At 48.6% G+C, this 25794-nt stretch carries 15 protein-coding genes; 12 read left to right on the top strand and 3 right to left on the bottom strand.

The annotated features are described in order from the left end of the window. Positions 1-163 precede the first annotated feature (163 nt). A complete protein-coding gene (locus tag CSR04_RS16670; RefSeq protein ID WP_102797449.1) occupies positions 164-1987 on the bottom strand; it encodes a DEAD/DEAH box helicase in 1824 nt (607 codons plus the stop codon). A 210-nt stretch (positions 1988-2197) separates the two neighbouring features. Here CSR04_RS16670 and prsT point away from each other — a divergent pair, with 210 nt between their 5' ends. Both prsT and CSR04_RS24995 read left to right on the top strand, forming a co-directional pair. After that, positions 2198-4948 carry an XrtA/PEP-CTERM system TPR-repeat protein PrsT gene (gene prsT / locus CSR04_RS16665; protein WP_172449399.1) on the top strand — a complete coding sequence of 917 codons (2751 nt, stop codon included), beginning with the start codon at positions 2198-2200 and terminating at the stop codon, positions 4946-4948. A gap of 116 nt (positions 4949-5064) precedes the next feature. After that, the gene (locus tag CSR04_RS24995) at positions 5065-5235 is read left to right on the top strand and encodes a hypothetical protein (protein ID WP_172449398.1); all 171 of its coding nucleotides are present in this window, start codon (positions 5065-5067) and stop codon (positions 5233-5235) included. On the opposite strand, the gene CSR04_RS16660 is transcribed toward CSR04_RS24995, so the two are convergent. After that, complete coding sequence (locus CSR04_RS16660) at positions 5203-6831, bottom strand: alpha-glucosidase family protein (RefSeq protein ID WP_102797447.1); 1629 nt, start codon at positions 6829-6831, stop codon at positions 5203-5205. The genes CSR04_RS24995 and CSR04_RS16660 overlap by 33 nt on opposite strands. 212 nt (positions 6832-7043) lie before the next feature. Here CSR04_RS16660 and CSR04_RS16655 point away from each other — a divergent pair, with 212 nt between their 5' ends. The 7 genes from CSR04_RS16655 (at position 7044) to CSR04_RS16625 (ending at position 16922) form a co-directional block, all read left to right on the top strand. Continuing rightward, positions 7044-8255 (top strand): YjgN family protein, encoded by a 1212-nt coding sequence (locus CSR04_RS16655; protein ID WP_102797446.1) that lies wholly within the window; start codon positions 7044-7046, stop codon positions 8253-8255. After that, positions 8255-9271 (top strand): M48 family metallopeptidase, encoded by a 1017-nt coding sequence (locus tag CSR04_RS16650; RefSeq protein ID WP_102797445.1) that lies wholly within the window; start codon positions 8255-8257, stop codon positions 9269-9271. Before CSR04_RS16655 ends, CSR04_RS16650 begins: the two co-directional genes overlap by 1 nt. A gap of 132 nt (positions 9272-9403) precedes the next feature. After that, a complete protein-coding gene (locus CSR04_RS16645) occupies positions 9404-9967 on the top strand; it encodes a TetR/AcrR family transcriptional regulator (RefSeq protein WP_102797444.1) in 564 nt (187 codons plus the stop codon). Positions 9968-10340: 373 nt separating this feature from the next. Next, entirely contained in the window at positions 10341-13202 is a 2862-nt protein-coding gene (locus CSR04_RS16640) for a TonB-dependent receptor (protein WP_102797443.1), read from the top strand. Between the two features lie 112 nt (positions 13203-13314). Next, positions 13315-14826, top strand: a complete 1512-nt coding sequence (locus tag CSR04_RS16635) for a tryptophan halogenase family protein (RefSeq protein ID WP_102797442.1) — start codon at positions 13315-13317, stop codon at positions 14824-14826. A 170-nt stretch (positions 14827-14996) separates the two neighbouring features. Then, positions 14997-15701 carry an OmpW/AlkL family protein gene (locus CSR04_RS16630; RefSeq protein ID WP_102797441.1) on the top strand — a complete coding sequence of 235 codons (705 nt, stop codon included), beginning with the start codon at positions 14997-14999 and terminating at the stop codon, positions 15699-15701. A 135-nt stretch (positions 15702-15836) separates the two neighbouring features. Continuing rightward, the gene (locus CSR04_RS16625; protein ID WP_102797440.1) at positions 15837-16922 is read left to right on the top strand and encodes a methyl-accepting chemotaxis protein; all 1086 of its coding nucleotides are present in this window, start codon (positions 15837-15839) and stop codon (positions 16920-16922) included. Positions 16923-17012: 90 nt separating this feature from the next. On the opposite strand, the gene CSR04_RS24780 is transcribed toward CSR04_RS16625, so the two are convergent. Next, on the bottom strand, positions 17013-19013 hold the full coding sequence (locus CSR04_RS24780; RefSeq protein WP_146027197.1) for a fibronectin type III domain-containing protein: 2001 nt from the start codon (positions 19011-19013) through the stop codon (positions 17013-17015). Between the two features lie 406 nt (positions 19014-19419). Here CSR04_RS24780 and CSR04_RS16620 point away from each other — a divergent pair, with 406 nt between their 5' ends. Genes CSR04_RS16620 through CSR04_RS16610 form a run of 3 tightly spaced genes read left to right on the top strand, consistent with a single transcriptional unit; the run spans position 19420 to position 25385 of the window. Then, a complete protein-coding gene (locus CSR04_RS16620) occupies positions 19420-19839 on the top strand; it encodes a hypothetical protein (protein ID WP_146027196.1) in 420 nt (139 codons plus the stop codon). Continuing rightward, positions 19840-24849 carry an RHS repeat domain-containing protein gene (locus CSR04_RS25280; protein WP_102797438.1) on the top strand — a complete coding sequence of 1670 codons (5010 nt, stop codon included), beginning with the start codon at positions 19840-19842 and terminating at the stop codon, positions 24847-24849. A 2-nt stretch (positions 24850-24851) separates the two neighbouring features. After that, positions 24852-25385: a hypothetical protein gene (locus tag CSR04_RS16610; protein ID WP_102797437.1), complete on the top strand. Its 534-nt coding sequence runs from the start codon at positions 24852-24854 to the stop codon at positions 25383-25385. Positions 25386-25794 lie beyond the last annotated feature (409 nt).

Genomic DNA, 25794 nt, shown 5'->3' with positions numbered 1-25794 from the left:
TGCTACATCGGCATACGCCCGCCAAGGATGGTATCAGTGCAGAAAACGCAGGAGCGGTTTTTCTGCCCATCCATCCCTGGATATCGCCGTTCTTTCGCATCCATGCGATCACGGCATACCATCCATCCCTGGATATAAAAGGGCTCCCGTAGGAACCCTTTTTTTACTCTTTTGGTGCGCGATCGCGTCTGGGGCGATCACCGCGAGGTTTATCCGATCTGGGTTTATCCGATCTGGGTTTGTCAAAACGGGGCTTATCACGACGTGGTGGCTCATCTGACCATTCACGCAGATTCATACGCTGACCTGCCACTCTGGCCTTTTGCAGAATCTGACGGATCTCGGCAGGCATTCCCTGGGGCAAATCAACTGTGCTGTAGTTGTCGTAAATTTCAATGGCGCCAATATGCTTGCTTTCAATCCCGGCTTCATTGGCGATAGCGCCGACAATGTTGCCTGGTTTGACACCATGGGCATGACCCACTTCCAGCTTGAAGCGCTGCATCCCTTCATCCGGGGTGCTGCGACGACGTGGGGCACGTTCACCACGCTCTGCTCTGTCACCACGGCCACGGCCTTCACCACGATCGTCACGGTCACGGAATTTAGCGCCGCGCTCAGGACGATCGCCCCTTGGTGCGCGTTCAGACAGATCCGGGCGATCGGTTTCTTTCAGTAACAACGGCTCTTCACCCTGGGCAATTTTGGCCAGTGCCGCCATCAGCACTTCCGGAGTCGCTTCGGTTTCGGCCTGAATGGCTTCGATAATAGGGATCAGTGATTCAATACTGTCGTCTTCCATGGCTTCCACCACGGCTTGCTTAAAGCGTTTCAGACGCTGCTCGTTAAGCTCTGACACAGATGGAATTGGCATGGACTCAATGCGCTGGTTAGTGGCCTTCTCAATAGCGAACAACAAGCGCTTTTCACGATGCGAAATAAACAGAATGGCATCGCCTTGACGGCCGGCACGACCGGTACGGCCGATACGGTGTACATAAGACTCTGTATCGTAAGGGATATCAAAGTTGATAACATGGCTGACCCGTTCTACGTCCAGACCGCGAGCAACCACGTCTGTGGCGATCAGAATATCAATCTTGCCGTCTTTCAGCCTTTCTACCGTGCGCTCACGGGCATTCTGCGGAATATCACCATTCAGTGGCTCGACCGCATAGCCGCGTGCTGCCAGTTTTTCTGCCAGTTCCAGGGTGGCGGTTTTGGTGCGTACGAAAACAATCACGCCGTCAAACTCTTCCACTTCCAGAATACGGGTCAGGGCCTCCAGTTTGTGATGGCCTGCTACCTGACAAAAACGCTGGCGAATGGTACTGGCGGTGCTGACTTTAGATGCAATTTTCACCAACTTGGGATTCTTCAGATAGTTGTTGGTGATATTACGGATACGATCCGGCATCGTAGCTGAGAACAGCGCGGTTTGGCGCTCTTTCGGCGCATGGCTCAGGATCCATTCCACATCGTCAATAAAGCCCATGCGTAGCATTTCGTCAGCTTCGTCCAGCACCAGGAACTTCAGCTTATCCAGTTTCAAAGTGCCGCGCTTGATATGGTCGATAACCCGGCCCGGGGTTCCCACCACCACCTGCACACCACGCTTGAGAGGGCGGATCTGGTTGTCGTAAGACTGACCACCATAGATGGGCAATACCTTGATTTGGCGGTTGAAACTGGCATAGGTATGGAAGGCTTCAGCAACCTGAATGGCCAGTTCCCGGGTGGGCGCCAATACCAATAACTGTGTGGTGCTGTCTTCAGGATCCAGTCGTGCCAGCATCGGCAGGGCAAACGCGGCGGTTTTACCGGTACCAGTCTGGGCTTGTCCCAGCAGGTCATGACCTTCCAGCAATAAAGGAATACTTTCAGCCTGGATGGGGGACGGTTTTTCATACCCCACTTTTTCCAGGGCCTGGAGCAAATGCTCAGGCAGGTTTAAATCTTTGAAGCTGATGTCTGTGGTGCTGGTCATCTGGGATCCTGATAGGTGGCGAGGCAAAAAACTACTGCTGGGCCGACTGCAAAAGCGCAATTATATTAGATCAGCGGAATTTACACCACGTTGATGGTGAATTTATAGCAATTAAGCTGTTGTGGGGTGTTGTAATGTCGTTGCAATAAAGGTGCAACCGCAATAGCCTAGGCTTTTTACCATATCAATTCGCAGATGTAAGGAATTCAAGTGCGTAGAACACTCATCGCCTCATTGGTGCTTGGCAGCCTGTTGGCCTGTACCCCCAAAGATTCGGACAGCTATCTGGCGGCGGCCAGAGATGCGTTGGCCAAAGGCGATACCCAGGCTGCCGTGATCGAATTTAAAAATGCCGTACAGGTGGCACCGCAGGATGCGCGGGTACGATTCGAACTGGGTAAACTCTATCTTGAACAAAGAATGTATCAGGACGCAGAAAAAGAACTGAACCGGGCGATGGAATACGGTTACGATCCAGCCGAGGTTGTGCCGCTGTTATCGCGTTCGTATCAGAAAACCGGTGCTGATGTGGCGCTGAGCAAGTTAGCCAACAAGTACGCAGGTCTGACTGAGGCACAAGCCGCTGAGGTGGGTTTTTATCGTCTTGAATCCCTGGTCCGCCTCGATCAGAAAGAAAAAGCCAAAAGCCTGATTGAAGATATTCGTAACTACCAGACCAGTTCTGCCTTTAAGTCATTGGCATTGGTGTATGGATATTTGCTGGACGAAAATGTTGAAGCCGCCCGCATTCAACTGGAAGAAATTCTGGCCAATCAACCAGAGCAACCGGATGCGCTGAAATTGCTGGCCCGTATGCAACTTCAGCAAGGCGATGTAGACGCTGCCATTGCCACCTACCAAACCTATCAGCAGGCCAACCCGGACGATCATGAAATCACCTTTATGCTGGCGCGCTTGCTAACCGATCATGGCCGGGCCGCCGAAGCTGAGCCTCTGGTAGACAGCTTGCTGAAACTCAACAAAGACAATCCGTTGCTGAACCAGCTCAAAGGCTTAAGTCGCGCGGATGCCGGAGATTTTGAAGCGGCCCAGGAATTTACCGAAAAGGCCTTACTCAAAGAAACCACCGATCCGGCCATGCGCCTGACCGCAGGTTTTGCTGCTTATCAGAGTGGCGACTATGAATCGGCCCGCACCCACTTGTCACTGGTGGCCAGTGATTTACCAGCCAACCACCCGGCATTGCGGTTATTGGCCGCTGCGCAGCTAAAGCTGGGGTTAAATGAACAAGCCGAAGAAACCCTGAATCGCCTGGACCAAAGCTCTGCTGACGATGCATCACTGTTTTCTGCAGCGGGTTTTGGTTTGTTGCGGGAAGGGGATTTGCATGGTGCCCAGGCCATGATCGACAAATCCGAGCAAGTCAGCCAAAGTCCGATGGATCTGACCCGCTTGGGGATTTTGCAACTGTCGGTCAACGATGTTAAAGGCATATTGAATCTTGAACAGGCGCTGGAGCAGGCACCGGACCAGGCCATTACCAGGACCACACTGGCAACGGCCTATCTGGCCACCAAGCAACTGGACAAGGCGTTGGCATTGGCTGATGAATGGAAAGCACAAGAGCCGAAATCTGAGCAACCTTACCTGCTGGCTGCTACGGCGTATCAGCGTAAAGGCGAAAAAGACAAGGCGCTGGAGCAATTGCTTAAAGCAAAAGAGCTGGCACCAGACAATGCCAAGGTACGACTGGCTTTAATTGACATTAAACTGGTGGAAAATCAGTTGCAAGAGGGCGAAGCTGAACTGCGCGCCTACCTGAATGATTACCCCGATAACATTGCCGCGCTGTCACGTTATTTTGACCTGACCAGATTGCGTGAACAAGGGCAGGAAGGTCTGGCCCTGATTCAGAAGGCTTTTGACAAACAGAAAAACAACCTGTCTTTGCGCTTGTTGTTGGCTAATGCCCATATGCTGCTTGGCCAACAAGATAAAACCATCAGTTTGCTCGCCGAGGTTAAGCAGCCAGCAAATGGTCAGCCACTGCCGGCCAGCTACTGGGATATGCTGGGTAAGGCCTATCTGCAAAAAGACCGCGTTGCCGATGCGGAAGCGCACTATGACAATTGGTTGAAGGTGCAATCCGGCAATGTCCAGGCGTTGTTAGGCAAGCTGTTCCTGTTAGATGTGCGCAGTAACTTCAAACAAGGCAAGGAACTGGCGAAATCCGTGTTGGACAAGTACCCGGACGATCCGCGCTTTTTGTCCATTTATACCCATTTCCTGCTAATGAATGCGGAATTCGCAGAGGCACGTAGGCGTTTTGATACCCTACCGCAGGCGGTGAAAGATTCTCCGGCAGGTTTGGGCATGCAGGGGCGTTTGCTGGCCGGTGAAGGCAATTGCCAGGCGGCTCAAGCCAGTATTCAGGCGGCCTACGACAACAAGCCTAATCAGCGCAATCTGACCCTGGCGATGTTTTGCCTGGAAAAACTGGGGCAAAAAGATCTGAGCCATGATTTGCTGAGCCGCCACGTGCAGGCTCATCCCAAGGATCTGCCGGCCATTATGTTATTGGCCGAACGGGAAATTGGCAGGGATAACAGCAAGGCGATAGAACTGTATCAGCAGTCCCTTGAACTCCATGAGGCTAACTTTTTGGTGCTGAACAACCTGGCTTATTTGTTATACGAACAGAATAAACTGGACGATGCTCTGAAGTATGCCAACCGTGCTTTGGAACTGCAGCCTCAGGAACCGTCAGTGCTGGATACGGCGGCGCAAATTCTGATTGCCAGAAAAGATTTGGGCAAGGCGGAAGAATACTTGTCCAGAGCATCAAATAGCGAGGCTGTGACCGATGAGGTTTATCTGAACTATGTGGACTTGCTGATCAAACGGGGCAAGAAAGAGCTGGCCGGGCGCAAATTACAGCAGCGTCAGTACAAGGACGACGGTGCTCAGGCGCGGGCCGAGCAATTGAGCGGCAAGCTTTGATCTGCTGTGTTAAACGCCGGGCACAACGAATCGGCTATTAAATCTTAAACAGGGGCTTTCAGCCCCTGTTTATTTTGTTAAGCTAGATGCGCAAAAAATAGCCCGGACATGGACCCATGGCAGTCACATCGCAATCTATTGTGCAGTTGAAAGAAAAACTCAGGGATTTTAATACCTGTCTGGCGTCATCAGGCAACAGCCTGGAAGATGTGCGTCAGATGAAGCAGGCTCTGCAGAGCCTGCTGGAAGAATTATCATCCGCTAATCTGGTCGAGCGCAGCAAATAAGCAGCCGTGGGGCGGCAGTTGAATCACATTGCCGTCAATTTCACCACTAGCTACAGCCTGTCCCCGCAGCGGTTGCATGGTTCCTAACTGAACCGTCAGACTGGTGCTTTGTTCCGACAGATTAAAGCAAGCCAGTATGGCTTCGCCCTGCCACTGGCGAACAAATGCCAGTACCGGCTCTTCGGTGTCGATAAAGCGAATATCCCCATAGAGCAGTGCGGGCTGTTGCTTACGCCAGGCCATGATCTGCCGGTAAGTATTTAGTACCGAGTCAGGCTGTTTTTCCTGTTCCTCAACCGACAAAGGTAAATGTGCTTCTGGCACCGGTAGCCAAGGTTTGGCCGAACTGAAGCCACCCTGAGGCTGGTTGCGCCAGGGATGTGGAGTACGACAGCCGTCGCGCCCCTTAAAGTTAGGCCAGAAGGTGATACCGTAGGGGTCTTGTAGATCCTCAAAGGTCAGCTCGGCTTCCGGTAAGCCCAATTCTTCACCCTGATACAGGCAAAGACTGCCGCGCAGGGCACTAAGCATCGCCAGCAGCAGTTTGGCCAGTGCTGGGTTTGCCTCACCGTTGCCCCAACGACTGACTGCTCTGACGACATCATGATTGCTGATAGCCCAGCAAGGCCAGCCGTCCAACATTTTGTGTTCAAGTGTTTCCACTGTGTGCCTGATATAGGCAGCAGAGAATTCGTCACACAGCAATTCAAAGCTGTAGCCCATATGCAGGCGTTTATTGCCTTCGGTGTATTCCGCCATGCTGGCCAGGGAATCTTCCGACGACAGCTCACCTAATGACACAGTACCAGGGTATCTGTCCAGCAGGGCGCGCAGTGCTTCAATAAAGCCCAGATTTTCCGGCTGGGTATTGTTGAAATAGTGGTACTGGAAGGCATAGGGGTTGTCTTCACGAAAGCCCCGGCCTTTGCGCTCATGCACGGGTTTAGCCGGATTGTCGCGAAGCTGAGCATCGTGATAGCAGAAATTAATGGCATCCAGCCGCAGGCCATGCACGCCTTTTTGCAGCCAGAATTCAACGTTGTCCAACACCGCCTGACGTACCTGCGGGTTGTGGAAGTTCAAATCCGGCTGGCTGACCAGAAAGTTATGCAGGTAGTACTGACAGCGTCTGGGCTCCCATTGCCAGGCACTGCCGCCAAAAATCGACAACCAGTTGTTGGGCGCTGAACCATCGGGTTTGGCATCGGCCCACACATACCAGTCGGCCTTGGGGTTGTCGCGGCTCTGACGGCTTTCTTCAAACCAGGCATGTTGGTCTGAGGTATGACTCAGAACCTGATCGATCATCAGTTTGATACCCAACTGATTGGCTTTGGCTACCAGGGCATCGAAGTCGGCCATGTTGCCGAACATTGGGTCGATATCCCGATAATCACTGATATCGTAGCCAAAATCTTTCATCGGGGATTTAAAAAACGGTGAAATCCAGATCGCGTCTACCCCCAGGCTGGCCACATAGTCCAGTTTTTGGATGATACCCGGCAAATCGCCTATACCGTCCTGGTTGGTGTCAAGAAAACTGCGAGGATATATCTGATAGATGACGGCGCCCCGCCACCATGGCTGTTCAGTCATAGCGAGTCTGGTGTTAAGCGAATGTTGGCGAAGGATACGTCAGGCCCCGGTTAACTGTAAAAACCCTGCATACGTATTCAGCGTTAATAACCAGTTAAGACACATTTTGCGCCCCGTCACTTTTCTCGCGACTGGCAATGACATATTCTTGTCGGGTATGCCTGACATAAAGGCGTTCATCAGGGAATTACATAGTACTTCAGGGGAGTGAAATGCAACCTATCGATTATTCTACCTATAGCCTTAAAGAGTTAAACGAAGCGCGTAAAACGCTGGACGGCGAGGCGCATCCTGAACGCGCCGCCGAGCTGGAGCAATGGCTGGAAAAACGCATTGCCGAGCAGCATGACGCCGAACTGGCCCGACGCAATGAGACAGACCCGCTGCGCAAAGGCCGGCTGGTGTTTCACGGCGAAGGACGGGAGTTTTTCGGCATCTGGATTGTTAATCTGCTGCTGAGCATAGTCACTCTGGGCATTTATTCTGCCTGGGCCAAAGTGCGTACCAACAGATATTTCTATGGCAATCTGGAAGCGGATGGCCACAGATTCAGCTACCTGGCTGAACCGCTGCAAATTCTGAAAGGTCGTATTATTGGCGTGCTGCTGTTCGGTGGTTACTTTCTGGCCAGTTATCTCAGCCCCTTTGTGGCCGCCATTATTATGCTGGTATTGGTGGGTTTGATGCCGGTGCTGATTTGCCTGAGTCTGCGCTTTAATTTGCGTATGACGGCGTATCGTAATGTGCGGTTTGGCTTTAAGGGCAGTATTGGCCGCGCCTATTTGTTGTTTCTGCTGTACCCGATTTTAAGTTTGTTAACCTTGTATCTGACCATGCCGATTCTGTTGAAAAAAATCGATGAGTTTCTATACGGTAATATGCGCTTTGGTGACCGCCAGGTGCAGACTAATCTGCGTACCGGGGAATATTATGTGGCGGCCATCGGCGCGGCGATTATCGCGGCACTACTGAGCGTGGTCATTATGTTTCCTGTCGGCCTGTTGGTTGGCCTGGCGGCGGGCGGCGGCGATATGCAGGATGGCAGCGCTGCAGCCACCATCATCACTATTGCCGCCATGCTGGTATATATCCTGATGATTACCCTGGCGAGCAGTTACTACCAGGCGCAGATCCGCAATCATCTGTTTAATAACAGTCGCATCGACAAAGTGGCCGCCTTTCATTCCGACCTCGGCTTCTGGGCACTCGCCAAGCTAAGGCTGGCCAACTTATTTATGCTGGTTTTCAGTCTGGGATTAGCTTACCCCTGGGTGAAGGTCAGAGTGGCTAACCTGTTTGCGACTGCCACCGAACTGCAGGTACTGGCCGAAGCGGATCAGGTTGTGGCCGTACACAGTGCCGACCCCAACGCGATTGCTGAGGAAGTATCGGATATTTTTGATATGGATATAGGCCTGACCTGATGCAGTTGTATCAAGGCAAGCTATATGCACCTGGCAGCAGCCAAAGCTGCGAGGTGCAGGTTCGGTTCGAAACCGGGGAGCTGTGTCTGCAGGCGGATGGGGTTTGGCACAGTTATGAAAAATCTGGTTTATCCAGCCCTGCGGCCCTTGGCCGTATGCCCAGGGAAATCCGGCTACCGGATGGCGGGCTGCTGCAGGTAGCGGCTGATAAAGCGCTGAATCAATGGCTCGACGGTGATGGCCTGTCGGCCCGTCTTGCGGCCATGGAGACGAATCGCTGGGGAATACTGGCCAGCCTGATCCTGGCGCCACTGTGTTTGTTTGCGTTATTTAAATATGCCATTCCGGCGCTGGCGATTGGCTTTGCCCAGTATGTGCCGCAAAGTTATGTACAGATTGCCTCAGAACATACCTTGCTGGCGCTGGACCAATCGCTGCTGGACCCCAGTGAGCTGGATGCTGCCACGCAAAAGGACTACCTGGATTACTGGCAAAATACCGTGACCCAGCTGGGGCTTTCACCCGCCAGCTATCATATTCAGTTTCGTCACACCGAAACCCTTGGTCCCAATGCCTTTGCCTTGCCTGATGGCACCATCGTCATAACTGACCAACTGGTAACCTTGCTGGATAATGATAAAGAGGTATTACAGGCGGTACTGCTACATGAAATAGGTCATGTGGAGCATCGTCATTCCATGCGTCTGATCGCGCAGACCCTGGTCTCTTCTGTGGTGATCAGCTATATGTTCGGTGATCTATCCGGCATGGCTGACCTGTTTGCCGGTGCATCTACCACTTTGGTGCAAAACCAGTTTTCCCAGGAATTGGAATGGCAGGCCGATGACTATGCCCTGACGCAATTGGATAAACTGGGCAAAGGACGTGACAGTTTTGCCCAGGCAATGGAGAAGCTGGCCAGTCTGGCACCTTCATCCAGTATGGAGCGTTGGTTGTCCAGTCACCCCATGCTTAAAGACCGCATTCAAAACGCCCGTCAAGACGCACAAGACTAAACTGTGCAAAAGTCTTCCTGATAAGAGGCAGTCTGAGCATGCCGTTGTTCAGGCTGCTTTCCGGCCCTGAGTAAGTTCGACATAACTTCTATACTCAAAAAGCACAACATGCTCTTGAGATAGGTGATCTTTATGTCACAGCGAGACGCTATTTTAGATAACGCCCTGCAACTGGCAGAACAGCTGGGGTGGTCACGCCTGAATCTGGCTCAGGTGGCGGCGGCAATGACGCATTCGGTCGCTGAAGTCTATCGTTACTTTCGCGACAAAGATGCGCTGGCAGAGGCCTGGTTTGAACGTGCCGACCTGGCCATGTTGCAAAGCGGTAAGGCAGTAGATTGGGCCAATACTGATGCCAGTATCAGGCTGGAGCAAACAATCTGGGCCTGGTTGTCTGCTCTTGCCCGACATCGCCGCCTTACCCGGCAAATGTTGTACTACAAACTTGAGCCTGGTCATCTTCATCTGCAACTTGCCGGGTTGCTCAGGATCAGCCGCACGGTACAGTGGATTCGGGATGTGGCAGGTCTGCAGGCCAAAGATCTCAGGCGCACCGCTCAGGAGCTGTTTCTCAGCAAGATCTTTGTCAGTACTTTTGTTAACTGGCTGTGGGATGAATCCGCCGGGCAGCGGCGCAGCCGCCATTTTCTGCATGGGCAACTTAAGCTCGGCAACAAGCTGGGCCTTTGGCGTTAGTGATGAATTTTTGGTCGCTGGATGGCGCGATACGCTGGGACACATTAATTAACAAGCCATTAAAGATGAAAGTTTTCACCTCTTGTTTCAGGATTTTTACATTCTGTTAATTGTGAACATTCTGTTTGCTGCTCTATGTTTAATAATGCCGTCAATAAGTTCTTAGGCCGCATTTTTGCTGGTCTTCAGAGTTTGTTGTTAATGAAATGTTTTTTTGTGACTTATGAATACGTATGCAGGCAGTTGTGCCTGTTTGATGGCCAGCGATACTATCCTTTGCAACATTTTTGACACACTTTTGCAGTGGTTTGTAAAAGTACGCCCTTCGATTGGGCAAGTTGAAAACACACTCAAGCAACTCAGGACACCAGGCATGAAAACATTTAAACCCAGTTTACTTTCCGCGGCGGTGGCCACTGCATTCACTATGAGTGCAGCCTCCTATGCGCAGGAAGCTCAACAACAGCAACCAAGCAGTGAAGACGTTGAAGTCATTGCAGTATCCGGCGTACGCGTCAGTATCCTAAGTGCTCTGGATGCCAAGCGTAATTCTGACGTGGTCGGCGATTTCGTCGGTGGTGGTGATCTCGGCGTGCTGCCGGATCCTTCCATTGCAGATGCCCTTGGTCGTATTCCTGGTGTGACCACAGTGCGGGACAACGGTCAGTCTTCACAGTTGAATATTCGCGGTATGAACGGCGACTTTATTCAGACTACCTTAAATGGCCGTGAGCAGGCGTCTACCTCTGGTTATACCGAAAGCACGCGCTGGATGGCCTTTGATCAATATCCAGCCGAGTTAATTACCGAAGCGGCCGTGTATAAATCGCCTAAAGCCTCGCATATTGAAGGTGGTGTGGCCGGAGCCGTTGAGTTAAAGACGGTCAATCCGTTGCGTGGAGAAAAAGAACATAATTTCAACGCCAGCTTCCGAGCCTCATACAATGATGCGGCCAGTGATGTAGGAGCCGATGAATTTGGTGAGCGTTTGACCTTGTCATATACCGGCAAGTTTATGGACGACAAATTGGGCTTAGCTCTGGGCTTTTCGCATTTAAGTCAGCCAAATAGCTTCACTAAAGCCAGAGCAGGTGCTGATGATGCTGACCATGTCGGCTATGACACCAACGTTGATTATGATGGCGACGGTAAAGCCGACACACGTGCACGTGCTTTCCAATGGCAGGCCGGCAACGGCACTGACAAGCGTAATGGCTATCTGGCGAGTTTAGTGTATGAGCCGAGTGATAATCTGACGCTGACGCTAGATTACTTTAAGTCCAAATTTGAGCGCGACGATTTCAGACATGGTATTACGGTAAGTGGCCTGAAAAACGATAATGAATCGAGATTTGATTTGTCGAATGTATCCGTCAGCAATGGTGTCGTAACCGGCGCGACTGTTTCAATTCCCGACCCAACAGTAAGTGGAAAGGCCGTGCCTTGGTTTGAGGCTAGAAGCGAAGATCAGTCTACGGTCGCTGATACCGATAGTTATGGCCTTAATCTGGAGTGGAAAATAGACGATACCCAACAGCTTACTGTTGATATTGCGCGCAGCGAAGGCACCAAAACCCGTAAAGACCGCATTGTTTCAATGCATGCTTATGATCTGACCTATCAAGGTGATACGCTAGTTGCATGGCAAGAAGCCGCTGGCCAGACGTTCACCTATACCAGTAATGGTGACGAGATCCCAACCGCCAGTTTCTCAGGGGTCGATTTCACTGATCTGGATAACATGCGTCTGTCTCGATATGAGGAATATCCGCACCTGTATAAAGATGAAGTAAACAGCTACAAGGTTGATTACAAAAAGTATGTTGAATTAGGTCCGATTAATTCTATTGAGGTCGGTGCTCGTATTTCTGAGCGTAAGTTTGATTCGGATCGTGGCGCTTTCCTATATGGGTCTCGTGATGGCCAATTTGATGGCACAAGCTGCGCTGACAACCTGTCAAATATTGCCTGTATGCCACAAAGTTTGGATGGGTTTGTGGGGGTAGATTCTGTGGCAGGCGCGCCTAATCACTTGGTTATCAGTGACTTTGACGGCTTGGCTACAAGTATTTTCGGGGCAGGTAACTACCGCGGGAAAAAGGTATTTAGCCAAGACTGGACTTTTGTTGAATCAGGGCTGCTGACCGAGAAAGTAGACGCGTATTACTTAATGGCCAACCTGGATACTCAATGGGGCGACATAGCAGTCACAGGTAATGTTGGTGTGCGTTATATAAAAACTGACGTGAAATCAAGTGGCGTGCAGAATGTCGGTGCAGGGCTTGGCAAACCTATTACCGATGATGTTGGTGTAACCCAGGATAATTACGACTACATAACCTATGGTCCTGAATACAATGACACCTTGCCTTCACTGAACTTGAACTTCCAGTTGACAGATAATGATGTCGTGCGCTTTGCTGCCGCTAAAGTGATGGGACGTCCTCCTGTAGGCCAATTGAAAGGAGGTGCTGGATCATGGAATGGCACCAATGAGCAGGGAGAGACAACCTATAACGTATGGACCAAAGGCTCTCCTTATTTGGATCCTTTCCGTGCGACACAAATGGATCTGTCTTATGAACATTATTTTGAAGAGGGGGGCGCTTTCACGGCGGCTATCTTCTGGAAGGACATTGATAGTCTGGTTGAACAGGTCTCTGAAACCTTAACTGTTCAGCAATTTAATGATTTGGGTATAGAGGTACCAAATGGACTGGCTGGCGGAACTTTCCAAACATTCGTAAATAATGACAAAGGCGGCTACATCCGCGGTGTCGAACTTGCTGGCACTAAGACATTTGATCAGTTACCTGGTGTTTTTGCCGGATTGGGTTTGACTGCCAGCTACTCCTATACGGAGAGTGAGACACAAGTGAGTGGTGGTAGCTTGTATGGGCAGAATCTACCGCTGCCGGGACTTTCCAAAAACGTTTGGAGTACCACAGCGTTTTGGGATATCGGCAACTTCAGCACCCACATGAACATTCGCTACAGGGACGAATTCGTGTTGAATATGCCTATTCCGGGTAGTTTTACTCCAGTTCGAGCGAAAGCTTATACCACAGTTGATTTGCAAGCCTCGTATGCGTTTGAAAATGGTTTAGATGTTGTATTCTCCGTGAGTAATCTAACAGATGAACCAAATCTAATTGCTTATGGCAATGACAGTGTCTTGGGAGAGTACACAGAGTTTGGTCGCCAGTATTACTTAGGTTTCAATTACAAGTACTAAGTTGAATGTTGCCCGGGTAACCGGGCAGATGCCCCGTCGCCCGCCTCTGGCGGGCGATTTTTTATCTGATAGCCGCTATGCTGAGCAGGTACAGAAGTAGAAGGTAAACCCCATGACGCAAAGCATTAACAGAATCGTTATCCTTGGCGGTGGTACCGCAGGCTGGATTGCCGCTAACCTGATGGCGACCCATTGGGCAGACAAAGGAGTGGAGATCACCCTGGTGGAGTCACCGGATATTGGCATTATCGGTGTGGGCGAAGGTTCCACTCCACCACTTAAAGGCTTTATGCAGACGATTGGTGCCAAGGAAAGCGAGTGGATGCCAGCCTGTAATGCCACCTACAAAGTGGGTATAACCTTTAAGGACTGGTCGGTAAAACCCGGCTTTAGTCAGTATGTGCACCCGTTTTTGTGTCAGCCTGACCAGTTTACCGCGCCGGCGTTTTTTCATAATAGTTTTCTGCGTCGTAAAGGCGTTGATCTGGAAGGCCATCCGGATCATTTCTTTCTGACTACTGAACTGATCCGGCAAAAGCTGGCGCCTCTGGCACCGCCGAATTTTCCCTTTGAAATTAACTATGGCTACCACTTCGATTCCGGCTTGCTGGGCCAGTACCTGGCACGTTTTGCGGCTGGCAAGGGAGTGAAACACCAATATGCGACAGTGACCGAGGTGTTGCTGGACAGTGCCGGTAATATCGATTGTCTGGTCACTGACAGTGGCGACAAGATCAAAGGCGACTTCTATGTTGATTCAACCGGCTTTAAGGGCCAGTTGATCCAGCAGGCCTTAAAAGAGCCATTTTTAAGCTGTGCCGACAGCCTGTTTAATGACTCGGCCGTGGTGTTTGCTACCGAAGCGGATCAGGATATTGCCCCGCATACCGTCTCAACCGCCCTTAAATATGGCTGGGCCTGGCGTATACCGCTGACCAATCGAGTAGGCAATGGTTACGTGTATAGTTCGGCTTTTGTGGATCATGATCAGGCCGAGACCGAGTTTCGCTCGCACTTAGGCTTGCTGGATAAAGACACGGAAGCACGCCGTCTGCAATTTAAAGTCGGCCGGGTGGCGCGCCACTGGGTCAAGAACTGCCTGGCAGTAGGCTTATCGCAAGGCTTTATTGAACCACTGGAGGCCACTGCTCTGGATATGGTGCAGGAAACTGTGGTGCGTTTTATCGAGGCCTATAACCAGGGGAATGGCAGCGACCAGCATCGCGAGGCCTTTAATCAGCGCATCAGTAATCGATTTGACGCGGTACGCGACTATATTGTTTGCCACTATCGCATCAGCTCCCGCACTGATAGCGAATACTGGCGTGCCTGTGGCAGCAACGAGAAGATCTCCATGTCACTGCGTTCCATTCTGATGTCCTGGATGGCGGGCAATAACATTACCGATGAGCTGGAAAAACAGAAGCTGGATGCCTATTTTCCTAATGTTTCCTGGAACTGTTTGCTGGCGGGCAAAGGCATTTACCCCAGTCAGGAACAACTTAAGCCAGGCAGTGAGCTGGCTAACCAATATAAGATTGATGGCATTCAGCGCTTTATTCAGGGCTGTGCCATGAACTTCCCACCGCATATGCAGGCATTGGCCCAGCTCAGGGCGGGGTAAATCTATCAGCCAACCCGGCGGCTGTGCATTTCATTTGATTTGGATCATAACAAAGGCGCTTAGGCGCCTTTGGCCCTGCTGGTGAGCTGAAAAACTTGATCTCAATCAGATTATTGCAGGCCATGTAGCAGCACAATCCTCTCCAGACACACAACACTCTGGAGAGAAATATGAAGTCTCTGTTTACCACATCCGCCCTGATGGCTGCTATGTTTGCCCCTGCGGCATTAGCCGATTTTCATGTCAATGTTGGCGCCATCAATGTCAATCCTAATGCCGACAGCACCTATCTGAATGTGGTGGAAAGCGTGGCCGGATTGCCGCAGAACTCAAGTAAATTGGATGTCGACAGCAATACCCAGCTTGGCCTGACGTTTGATTACGACCTGAACGACAACTGGACACTGGAGCTGATTGCGGCCACGCCGTTTTCCCATGATATCAGCCTGGACAGCTCAGTCGGCGCAGTTGATGGTCTGGCCGTAGGTGAAACCAAGCACCTGCCGCCCACCTTGTTGATGCAGTACCACTTTATGGACAAGCAGCAGGCATTTCGCCCCTTTGTGGGACTGGGCCTGAACTACACGCTGTTTTTTTCTGAAAAGGTCAGCCCGGCGCTGAAGAACGTGCTGGTTTCCACCGGGGCCGCTACCGCGGGAGATGATGTGAGTCTGCACCTGGATGATTCATTTGGTGTGGCGGTACAAGCCGGTTTTAACTACAAACTCAATCAGAACTGGGGTGTGCATGCCATGGTGGCCTGGGCCGATATTGATACCGATGCCGAAGTGCGGGTTAATGGCACCAGCGTCCAACCGGTAACAGTGAATATCGACCCAATGATCTTTATGCTGGGTGCCCGCTACAGTTTTTAAGTTCCCAACCTCCCTGGCGGAGCTGGCGGTGTAATCACCGCCTTTTTTGTTGTTATGGCCATGTTAAAATTATAGCGAGAATCCTATAAAGCCATTATTCTCAATGTTCTTCAGGAAAAGCGAGAACAATAACCCATGTTTGTTAAAGCCAGCAGACTGACCGATTCACAATCCGAAGTGGAACGCCTCAAACAACAAAATCAGGAACTGCAGGCACAACTGCAACAGGCCCGAAGTCAGAGCGACACTTTGCAGCATCAACTGGATGAAAAAGCACGGGAAAAGCACGACTTGGGTGTGATGCGTATGGCCGTCAATGGCATGAATCCCTTGTCAGAGATTCGCGAAAGGGTGGCCGAACTGGCCAATCATATGCTTGAAGAACGAGATAATATTATTAGTTCTTCTGCTATCTATGACCAATCTTCGGCCAATATGGGAACCTTATTGAGCGGCCTTAACAAAGTTGACCAGGAAGTTAAGCTGACTCATTCCGGTATTTCCCGGCTGCGTGGAGTAGCTCAGGAAATCACCAAGTTTGTCAGCATTATTAATAATATTTCTGAACAGACTAACCTGCTGGCATTGAATGCGGCTATTGAAGCGGCCCGTGCCGGGGAACAGGGCCGCGGCTTTGCCGTGGTCGCCGACGAAGTCAGGACGCTGGCCCAGCGGGCGGGGGAAGCCAGTGCGGAAATTGCCAAGCAGGTGGCTGATATCGATAAAAGCACCCTGGAAGCGGATAACAATATTTCCAGCACGCTGAATCAATGTTCGGAGATGCTGGATACCGCCACCGAAACCGCGAAGTCGCTGGAAAGTCTGATTGATCACTCCCGCTCAATGCATGCCACTATTACCGACGAAGCCATGGCCAGTTTTATCGAAACCGTGAAGCTGGATCATATGGTGTGGAAACAGGTTATTTACCGGCGCTGGTTGAATAATCAATCCGCCAATGGCGAGGTTTCCGATCACCATCAATGTCGATTGGGTAAATGGTACTATCAGGGCGATGGGGCGGCGAACTTCCGCCACCTGGACAGCTATGCCAGCCTGGAAAAACCCCATGCAGCAGTGCATCAGGGGGGATTGCAGGCCCTGGAAAAACTGGTGGCGGGCGATATGCAAGCGTCCATCAGTGCCCTGAAAAGTATGGAAACAGCGAGTGACGACACAATTAAAATCCTGGCCAGAATGGGGCAGCAGATCGGTAAATAATGTGTTCAAAGAGTGCTGTGCGACTATTGGTTTGTTGAATGAAGGATCTTCTAAACATCTGCCCCTAGAGACCAAGAGGCAGATATGATTTCAGTTCAACGTCGAGAGTGATGGTGGTGACAACTTGTTAATTGTCAGATTGGCTTCTATAAATTCGCTGGGTGTTCTGGGGTAGCGTCCGCCTGCCAGATCGGTGCAGTACCATCTGATTTTCATTATTCTCGATTGAAAAAATGGGCCGCTAACCTTGCTGCCTGTTGTAGCGCTAACCTTGCTAAAACTGCTGTTGTCTATGGATTCAAAACACTCGGCAACGTTTGTTATTTGCCAGTTAAAGGTCGATGTTTTTCCTACAACTGTTTTGTTTTGTGCCCAAGAAAAAGTCACAACAGCAGGAGTCGCTTGATTGGTTGATACAGGGACTGATGGTGCTGACCATTCTGCTGAACATTGTCCGTTAGCCACGCAGGCTCGCATTCGATATCGACGATTTTGTACAACGCCTACATTATTCCAGGTTTGACTGTTGCCTGTTAGGGGCGCACTGGATGGTTGCCATTGACCACCACCGTCTTGATATTGAAGCTGATAGTGCAAGTCACCTAGTGATTGCCATGTCAGTGAAATGCTATTGCCCGTCGCGCTTGCGGCAGGGGCATTCATCACAGGTATGTATGAAATTGTGTTTGAAGGGGGGGACCAGGCAGCCGGACATACATCATCGGCAGAGCAAACGCGCATGCGATAGCGGCGATCTTTAATGACATGCAATGCACTATTTGGCCAGCTTACTGTGCTTCCTGAATAACTCGTAGATGCGCTTTTCCAGGCGGCATTTCCATCGCTGTATTGCAGGCGATAATGGTGTGCTCCGGTAATGGCTTGCCATGACAGTCCTATTGAAGTTGAATTACTTACGGCTGTCGGTGCTGCCATTCTGGCAGGCAGGTTAATGACATTAGACGCAGTTGACCAGGGAGAACAAGCCGAAGGATTACAGCTGCTAACCCGGTACTGACGGCTACTTAGTGAAGTGGTAAGCTGCCATGTTACAGTATTGTTTTGGTAGTTTCCGTTGGCTGCATTCCAGGCGCCCGTACCGTTACGATATTCAATCTTGTAATAATCTGTACCTGATACCTGTTCCCAGCTTAACGTCACTACTCCATCTAACACGGTGGCAATGACAGAAACTGGTGTAGCAGGGGTGGGATATATTGAAACAGCATTGGACGCTGCCGACCAACTGGAACAACCTGATTCATTGCAAGCCCTCATGCGATAGCTTCGATTCGTAACAGCAGGCAGATTTGACCAAGTGTATGTACTCCCGGTGTAAGATTGGTTAGACGTTAGCCAACTGCCCGCGCCATCTTTGTACTGCAACTGATAGAAATCGCTCTGTGCTACTGGCGTCCAGGTCAGACTGACATTGCTGGCCGATACCACAGCCAAAGGTGCCGTCATTGCCGCTGGAACTGGGTCAATTGTGACGCTATTCGACGTAACTGACCAACCAGAACAACCTGCGCTATTACAGGCTTGGATTCTATATGAACGCGATTGAACTGGGGTAAAGCCTAACCATGTGCGGGAAGTATTGGCATAATTGCCACCAGCATTCCAATTGGAAACACCATCACGATATTGAAGATTGTAGTAACTAGCGCTTGCGACTGACTGCCAACTCACCGTTAAGTCATTGCCATTGAGATTGGCGCTGATCCAAGTGGGGGTGGCAGGCCTTTGTGCTGAACTCACTGGCGATGAAGCCCCCGACCATGCCGAACATACAGAGCCGTTACAGGCTTGTATGCGATAAGAGCGAGCGTTTAAATTGGTGATACCCGTCCATGTGCGGCTGCTCCCGGTATATTGGGCTCCAGCTGTATTCCAGCTTCCGGCACCATCCCTGTAGCCTATATGATAATAACTGGCACCCGAAATCGTGCCCCAACTGAGCGTGAGAGTTGTACCGGATAAGTTTGCACTGGGTGGGTAAGGTGTAGCCAGGGCAGCAAAAACCTGCCATGGCGCGCAAAGCAACAGCAACCAACAACAAGCGAAAATCTTGGACAAATCCTTTTTCATTGAGCTTCCTAATGATAGTGGGGGCTTAAAAAAACGGGAGTATAACAGCAAGAATCCCTGGCGGTTAGCCCTGCCTACCAGCAATCTATGAAACAACAGCTAAGCTTCGGCAGATATAATGGTTTACTGCTTGCTGATTCTGTGATGAGATCTTTAGCTGGCACAAGCTCCAAACTCGTGTTGAAAGCAGGGAAGAAAAAACAAAAGGAATTGGTTTTGAAGCGTTAGCTCTGCTTCTTTCGAGAAATCCCCTCCTTTTTCTAACCTCTTTTTTAGCACCACTTAGTGTGTGCATGGCGTAAAAATATGCCCCTCACCAGATAACTGGTGATTAAGATGTATGGGGCGTCGACATATGGGACGTCTTTAGGTAGCAATTGTTATGTTCAATCAGTATGCGAATTTTATGAAAATCACCACACAGCGGCCACATGCTTTCAGCGTATGGGTTATCCCCCTAGTTGCTCTACTTTTTCCCTTTAAAACACTGGCATCGCAGGATTTTACCTTGGTATGGGATGCAGTGACAGGTGCCAGCCATTACCGGGTAGAAGAAAAAATTAATGGCTCCTGGCAGGTGTTAACGCCACAAACCGCCCTAAGCATCACCTTTAGTAACAGGGCAACAGGCAAATATCGCTTCAGGGTGGGCGGCTGCGTACAAGAGCCAGGCGCAAATCTGCATTGTGGTAGCAGTGTTGCTATTTACAGCAATGAAGTGGAAGTGGATACCAGTAAAGGATCCGGTGAACGCCGGGTGATATTTGTGCATACGGATTTGTTGGGGAATCCTGCTGCTGAGACACAAGAAAAAACGGGGATATAAATGAATAGCACACTGAAAGGTTTCCAAGCTTTACCACTGTTATTGTGTCTTCTTGCGTCAGCTGAATCGTTATCACAAGAAAATGGTGAGATGATCTTTACGGAAGAAGACACTCAGACCAAGGCTTATAGTGCACTGGATACCTCTGATAACTTAGGAGATGCTTATGATCCCGTATCCGGCTCTATCAGTTTTTCGGTAACAGATATTAGCTTAAAAGGGAATTTTAATATTCCTGTAGAGTTACGTCGTAATTTCCAACCTGGAATAAAAGCATTATTTAAAACGAAATTTAAAGGTATCGTTGATGGGCTTGGGGGTTGGAATCTGGATGTTCCCGTAATTCAGGGGAATTTTGTGCTCCCAACATTAGATATGATGGGGAGGAGCACAGGTGTTGAAAGTGGAACTGGTTATCATATTCGTGGTGAAGGAGGGTGGTACGCTAACCAAGAATGCTCTTCAGATATTGGTTCATTTTATGCTACTGATAGGAATGGTTCTTATCCGATAACACCTCAGGAGTATTGGTTTGGCAAGTTTTTACATATACCGGGAAAAGAGTCTGCTGACTTAGTTTTGGGAAGTGGTGAATTTGATGGTATGCAAATTACCTCAAGATTATATAAGGTAACCAACTGTTATGAACGTAGTGATGGTATTGGTGAAGGCTTTGAAGTAACTGCTCCAGATGGAACTCGCTATTATTTTGATCATGCGGTGACATTTAATTCTGGAACGAACAGTAGATTGCTCGGTAATGCTGGTGGTACCAGACAAATTTTTGCTACTAGGGTGGTTGATAAATTTGGGAATACTGTAAGTTATAATTACTCAGGAAAAAAGCTTGATTCAATTACTAGCTCGGATGGGCGTGAAATTCATTTTGCATATGAGGGGGATAACTTAATAAGTGCCAGTGCTAACGGTAGAGTATGGAGGTATGAGCGATTCTCCGATAGCAGTGCAATTGAGAAAGTAGTTCAGCCTGATGGTAAGGCTTGGATATATTCAAAAAACTTCTATAAACAGTGGCTTGCCAAGACTAAAACAAGGCAGTCTATTACCGAAAGTTCCGGTCTTTGTGAATCCTATTTGGATGACTTATCAAAGTCAGAACTGGAGTTTTCAGTTTCGACTCCTGATGGATTGCAGATAAACTATAAAGTCAAGGATATATATCATGGCCGCCATAATGTCAGGCCATATAACTGGGGCTCTCCGCTGCCAATTTTTAAACAGCCACATTGTTCTTTTAGGCAAAATCTGATCTCACGGGAAGTGTTACTGAATGGTCAGAATTCCACCGAAGGTAATAAGAATAAATGGCAGTATGATTACTCCGAAAATGCTGGCTTATATGTTGCTCAGCTTTATGATACGCACAACGTTACGCAAGCCATTTTTGATGATTTTATTCAAAGGGTCAATGCATTAACAACTCGCGAGTTAGAAGCTTCTTTACCCTATGGGAAACCTGACAGTGTTATTACTGCTAGAGATGTTAAGACAGTTACGGTTACTGAAGATAAAATTGAGACAATCTTTTATATAGAACGATTGGAAGGGGCGTTTTCTGAAAATAAAATCCTGGCTAAGGATACTATTGATAGCTCATCAAATACATTGCTTAGGAGGGAGGAGTATTACTACACCCAAGGGGAGCAATACCTTTCCTCTTGTAAGCGTTTATCACCTCTAAATAGCTCGAATAACCCACAAGATGAAACTAAAGTTTTTCAAAATCTTGGTTTGAAAGATGAATGTTATATATCTGTAAATGAAGACGCGGAAAATTTCTGGGTTAATTTGTCAAAAAAGATAGTTAAACTATACGACTCCTCGGGAATCAAAAGTGTTTATACAACGGAGTATTCAGATTTTAATAAGTATGGTATAGCCACGAAAACTGTTGAGAAACAAGGCGGATATTCAAGATATATTACCAAGAGCTTTGAAGACGATCCTGAAAATGAGGTTATAAATTTGCCCGGTGCTACTCATATCAGTAGTACAGACAGTAATTACAAAACGGTAAGTGAAGTAAAATATAAAGTCGTTTCTGCAACTAATGAGTTGGCCGATGGCGTTACCCACCAGTATGCCGTGAAATTGCCTGAATATGAAAACTCCTTTGGCGTATGGAAGAAGAAATTCTCAGAATACCACGCAGATGGCAATATTAAGAAAGTAGAATATAACCAAGGATTGCGTGATAGCGCCGGTGCTATTTCCTCTTCAGAGAATCGCTACACCCTGTTTGAACAATACAAGCGTGGTATTCCACAGACGATTACTCATACCAAACGTAACGAATTCGGAGAGGGCAAAACGTTTTCGCAAACCCAGATAGTGGATGACAATGGCTGGGTATCCAGTGTCACAGACTTAAACCAAGTGACTACTAAATACGGCTACGATGCAATGGGCAGATTAGCCTATATCGACAGGCCGGATAGCTGGCTGGATGCTGTTTACAGCTGGTCGGGCGTGGATGCTGACGGCAACACTGTTACCCCGGTTACCCGCACCGAGCTGCGCTGCAAACTGAATGCGGATAGAAACGGTTGTGAAGGCAGCGCCAGTTTTAGCCGTGAGCAACGCTTTGATGGTTTATTAAGACCCACCTTAATCACCGAAACTGTTGGGGGTGTCAGCCGTTATCAGGTGAATAAATGGAATGCGTATAACCAAAATACCTTTAAAGGTAAATGGTTAGGCAGTACAACGAAAAGTGCTGGTGTACAGACGAGCTACGATGCGCTGCAGCGCCAGGACAAGGTTGAGGAGATAGGCACAAATGGGGTGACTTATGGCTCTATCGATTATGACTACCTATCCGGCAATAAAATAAAGGTCACGGACGCCGAGAATAATGTTACCACCACGACTTATCTGGCCTATGGCAGCCCCGCTTATGACCAGGCCGTAAAGATAGAATCCCCAGAAAATGTCACCACCGATATCGATATCAATATCTTTGGCAATATCAACTCAATCACCCAAAGCGGTAAAGGGGCGGACAATACCGATGTCAGCCACACCGAAACACGCCGCTACAATGCCCAGCAACAGCTGTGTCTGGTGATACGGGGAGATGTGGGTACCACGGCGTATCAATACAATAACCTGGGCGAAATGGTTTTACAGGCTCAGGGCGTAACGGCCAGCGGCACAGACTGTGGTTTTAACTACACTGATGCCAGTAAGCAAAAAGTTGAGTTTGTTTATGACAACCTGGGTGACCTGTGGAAGGTGAATTATGCCGATACTAACACCCCGGATATTAAGTATACCCGGGATGGCAATGGCAATATCACAAACTTGACCGCTGGCACGGTGGTGCAGGCGTATAACTACAACAGCCTTAACTTGCTTGATGATGAAACGCTGACTGTAGATGGCAAGCGCATCGCTGCCAGTGCAACGGCCTTCTCACTGGATTACACCTACGACGGTCTGGGCAATGTGAAGAGCCTGACCTACCCCGATGGCGATGTGATTAGTTTTGCGCCGAATGCCTTTGGCCAGCCAACGAAGGCGGTGGGCAAACGTGCCGGGCGTACCACGGACTTCACCTATGCCTCAAATGCAGTCTATTACCCCAATGGCAGTATCAAAAGTTTTAACTACGGTAATGACTATCAGCATAAAACCACCCTGAATACACGTAATGTGCCGTCAGATATAGAGGACTTTAAAGGCACAACCCATGCCCTTCGATATGGTTATCTGTACGACAACAACCTGAATATCACCAAGCTGACGGATGGAGTTAATTCTGCGTTTAGTCTTAGCAGTCTGACCTACGATGGTTTGGACAGGCTAAAAACCACCACCGGCGACACCACTGGCATTGGCAGCAGCAGTATCAGCTATGACGGGTTGGGTAATATTCTGAGTTATAACAGTAAAGGGCATACCCTAACTTACACTTATAACTACGCTAAGGATACGTCAACCTACAGCGATGGGTATTCCAATCAACTGCGACAGGTCGCCGATGGCATTGGCAACAAAGACTATGCCATGTTTGCCTATGATGACCGCGGCAATATCACCAATAACAGTTATCACGCCTTTGCATACAACCGCGCCAATCAGATGGTGAAGTCAATCGATAAGACCTATCTGTACGACGGCCACAATCGCCGGGTAAAACAAACCGACAGCAAAGGCACCAGCTTTAGTCTGTATAGTCTGGATGGCACCCTGCTTTACCGCGAAACCGACCAGGGCGGCATTAACTATATCTATCTGGGTAAAAAGCTTATCGCCAAAGACGGCGTGATTCCCGAAGACAGCGGCACCCAGCATTACCGCCCTTATGGTGAAAGTATTGAAGGGGCGATAGATGATGTGGGCTATACCGGGCATAAGTTTGATACAGACTTAGGTTTGAGTTATATGCAGGCACGATACTATGATCCAGTTATCGGGCGGTTCTATTCGAATGATCCTGTTGGATGGACGCCGAAAAATCCGGTGATGTCGTTCAACCGATATGCTTACGCCAATAATAATCCCTATAAGTATGTAGATCCTGATGGTGAAAATCCCCAAGCAGCCGCAAGAGCAGGCTGGGCCATTGGTGAAGGCATTAACTTAGTAGCATTCCATTTAACTGGCGTCACACTATCTACGATGTTGGCAAACGCAGTATGGGATATCGTACACAACGAGTCAGCAGATGATGTTACAGATCGTTCAGGTCAGGATGGGACAAAGAATGAAGTCGATGGATTTGTTAAAGATCTTGATAGCGTTTCTGAACCGCAATCAGATGATAAAAACATCCGAGTTTTAAAACCGGGTGTGAAGGTGGATGATCTTAAGAATAAAGCGCCGGGTTCTGACAATGGTAGAGGTAGAAATAAAACACAAGAAGGAGGAGTTATTGGTACTCATGAGTCGACTTCCACTTTAAATTCTGACGGTTCCAGAGCAAAAACTATTGATGTTCATAGACCCAGTGGCTCTGCAAACAAAAAGTACAGAGAGAGTCATTAATAATGAAACAGAAAAAATTAAGTGACATCATAAATATAAGTAACCTTCCCAAAAGAATTGAGGTGAATTCTGATTGGGATGTAAGCATGTTGTTAACTGATTTTAATTATGTAAATAATAAAGGATATATTCCTGAAGTCTTATGTAAAGAACTACCAAAGGAGTTGAAAGGTAGCTTGATTGATATTAGTGACTTGGATATGGAATATGGAAAATCGACGACATATAGAGTGTATGAAACTGAGAGTGTTTTATTCAATTGTAAGAATGTGGATGATTATGTAGAAAAAACTGGTGCGCATAATATACTGATAGAGTTTAAGCGTTCAAATTCATTTATTATTGGTCTAGATAGAGAATTTATTTTAATAGTATCCTTGAAGACCGATGGTTTCTTGTCTGCTTTCGGTGGCGTAAATTGGTTCGAGACAGTATTTAATTGTCAAAAGAAGAAAGGTAGTCCAGCAATATCCCAAGAAAGTTTGGAAGACTTGGGTAATGCCATATACAGGCTAAGGGACACACGTAAATCATGAATTGATCATCAAGGGTTCACCAATAGGCAGCGATCAAGGGATCGAAAGGGGGCAGAGTCTGACCTATCCCCACAAATAAAATAGATAAATCAGTTGGACGGTTACTATAGTAAAGCGAAGTCTAGGAAACGGAGTTTACTTGAGAAGAATATTTGTTTAGAGTTGGAAAACGCAATTATCAATTATTAAAGGAATAAATGATAATTGCTTGAGCATGGACTCAAAATAAGGTAAGGAAACCCAGCATTAAATACTCCCTATCTTGATTCATCTCTCTATTCGCATTTTAGTTATATCAAACAAGCGTCATGAAAATCGAATTGCTATAAAATTAATTTGGATAAATACTTTTATGCTTTTCTCAAAAGTAGAAAATTTGACCGTTAAGATGGGATTTCTCTTTGGGTGG

It is taken from the genome of Bowmanella denitrificans, from assembly GCF_002887595.1.
In the GTDB taxonomy this organism is placed as follows: domain Bacteria; phylum Pseudomonadota; class Gammaproteobacteria; order Enterobacterales; family Alteromonadaceae; genus Bowmanella; species Bowmanella denitrificans.
This window is presented reverse-complemented; position numbering and strand designations above follow the sequence as displayed.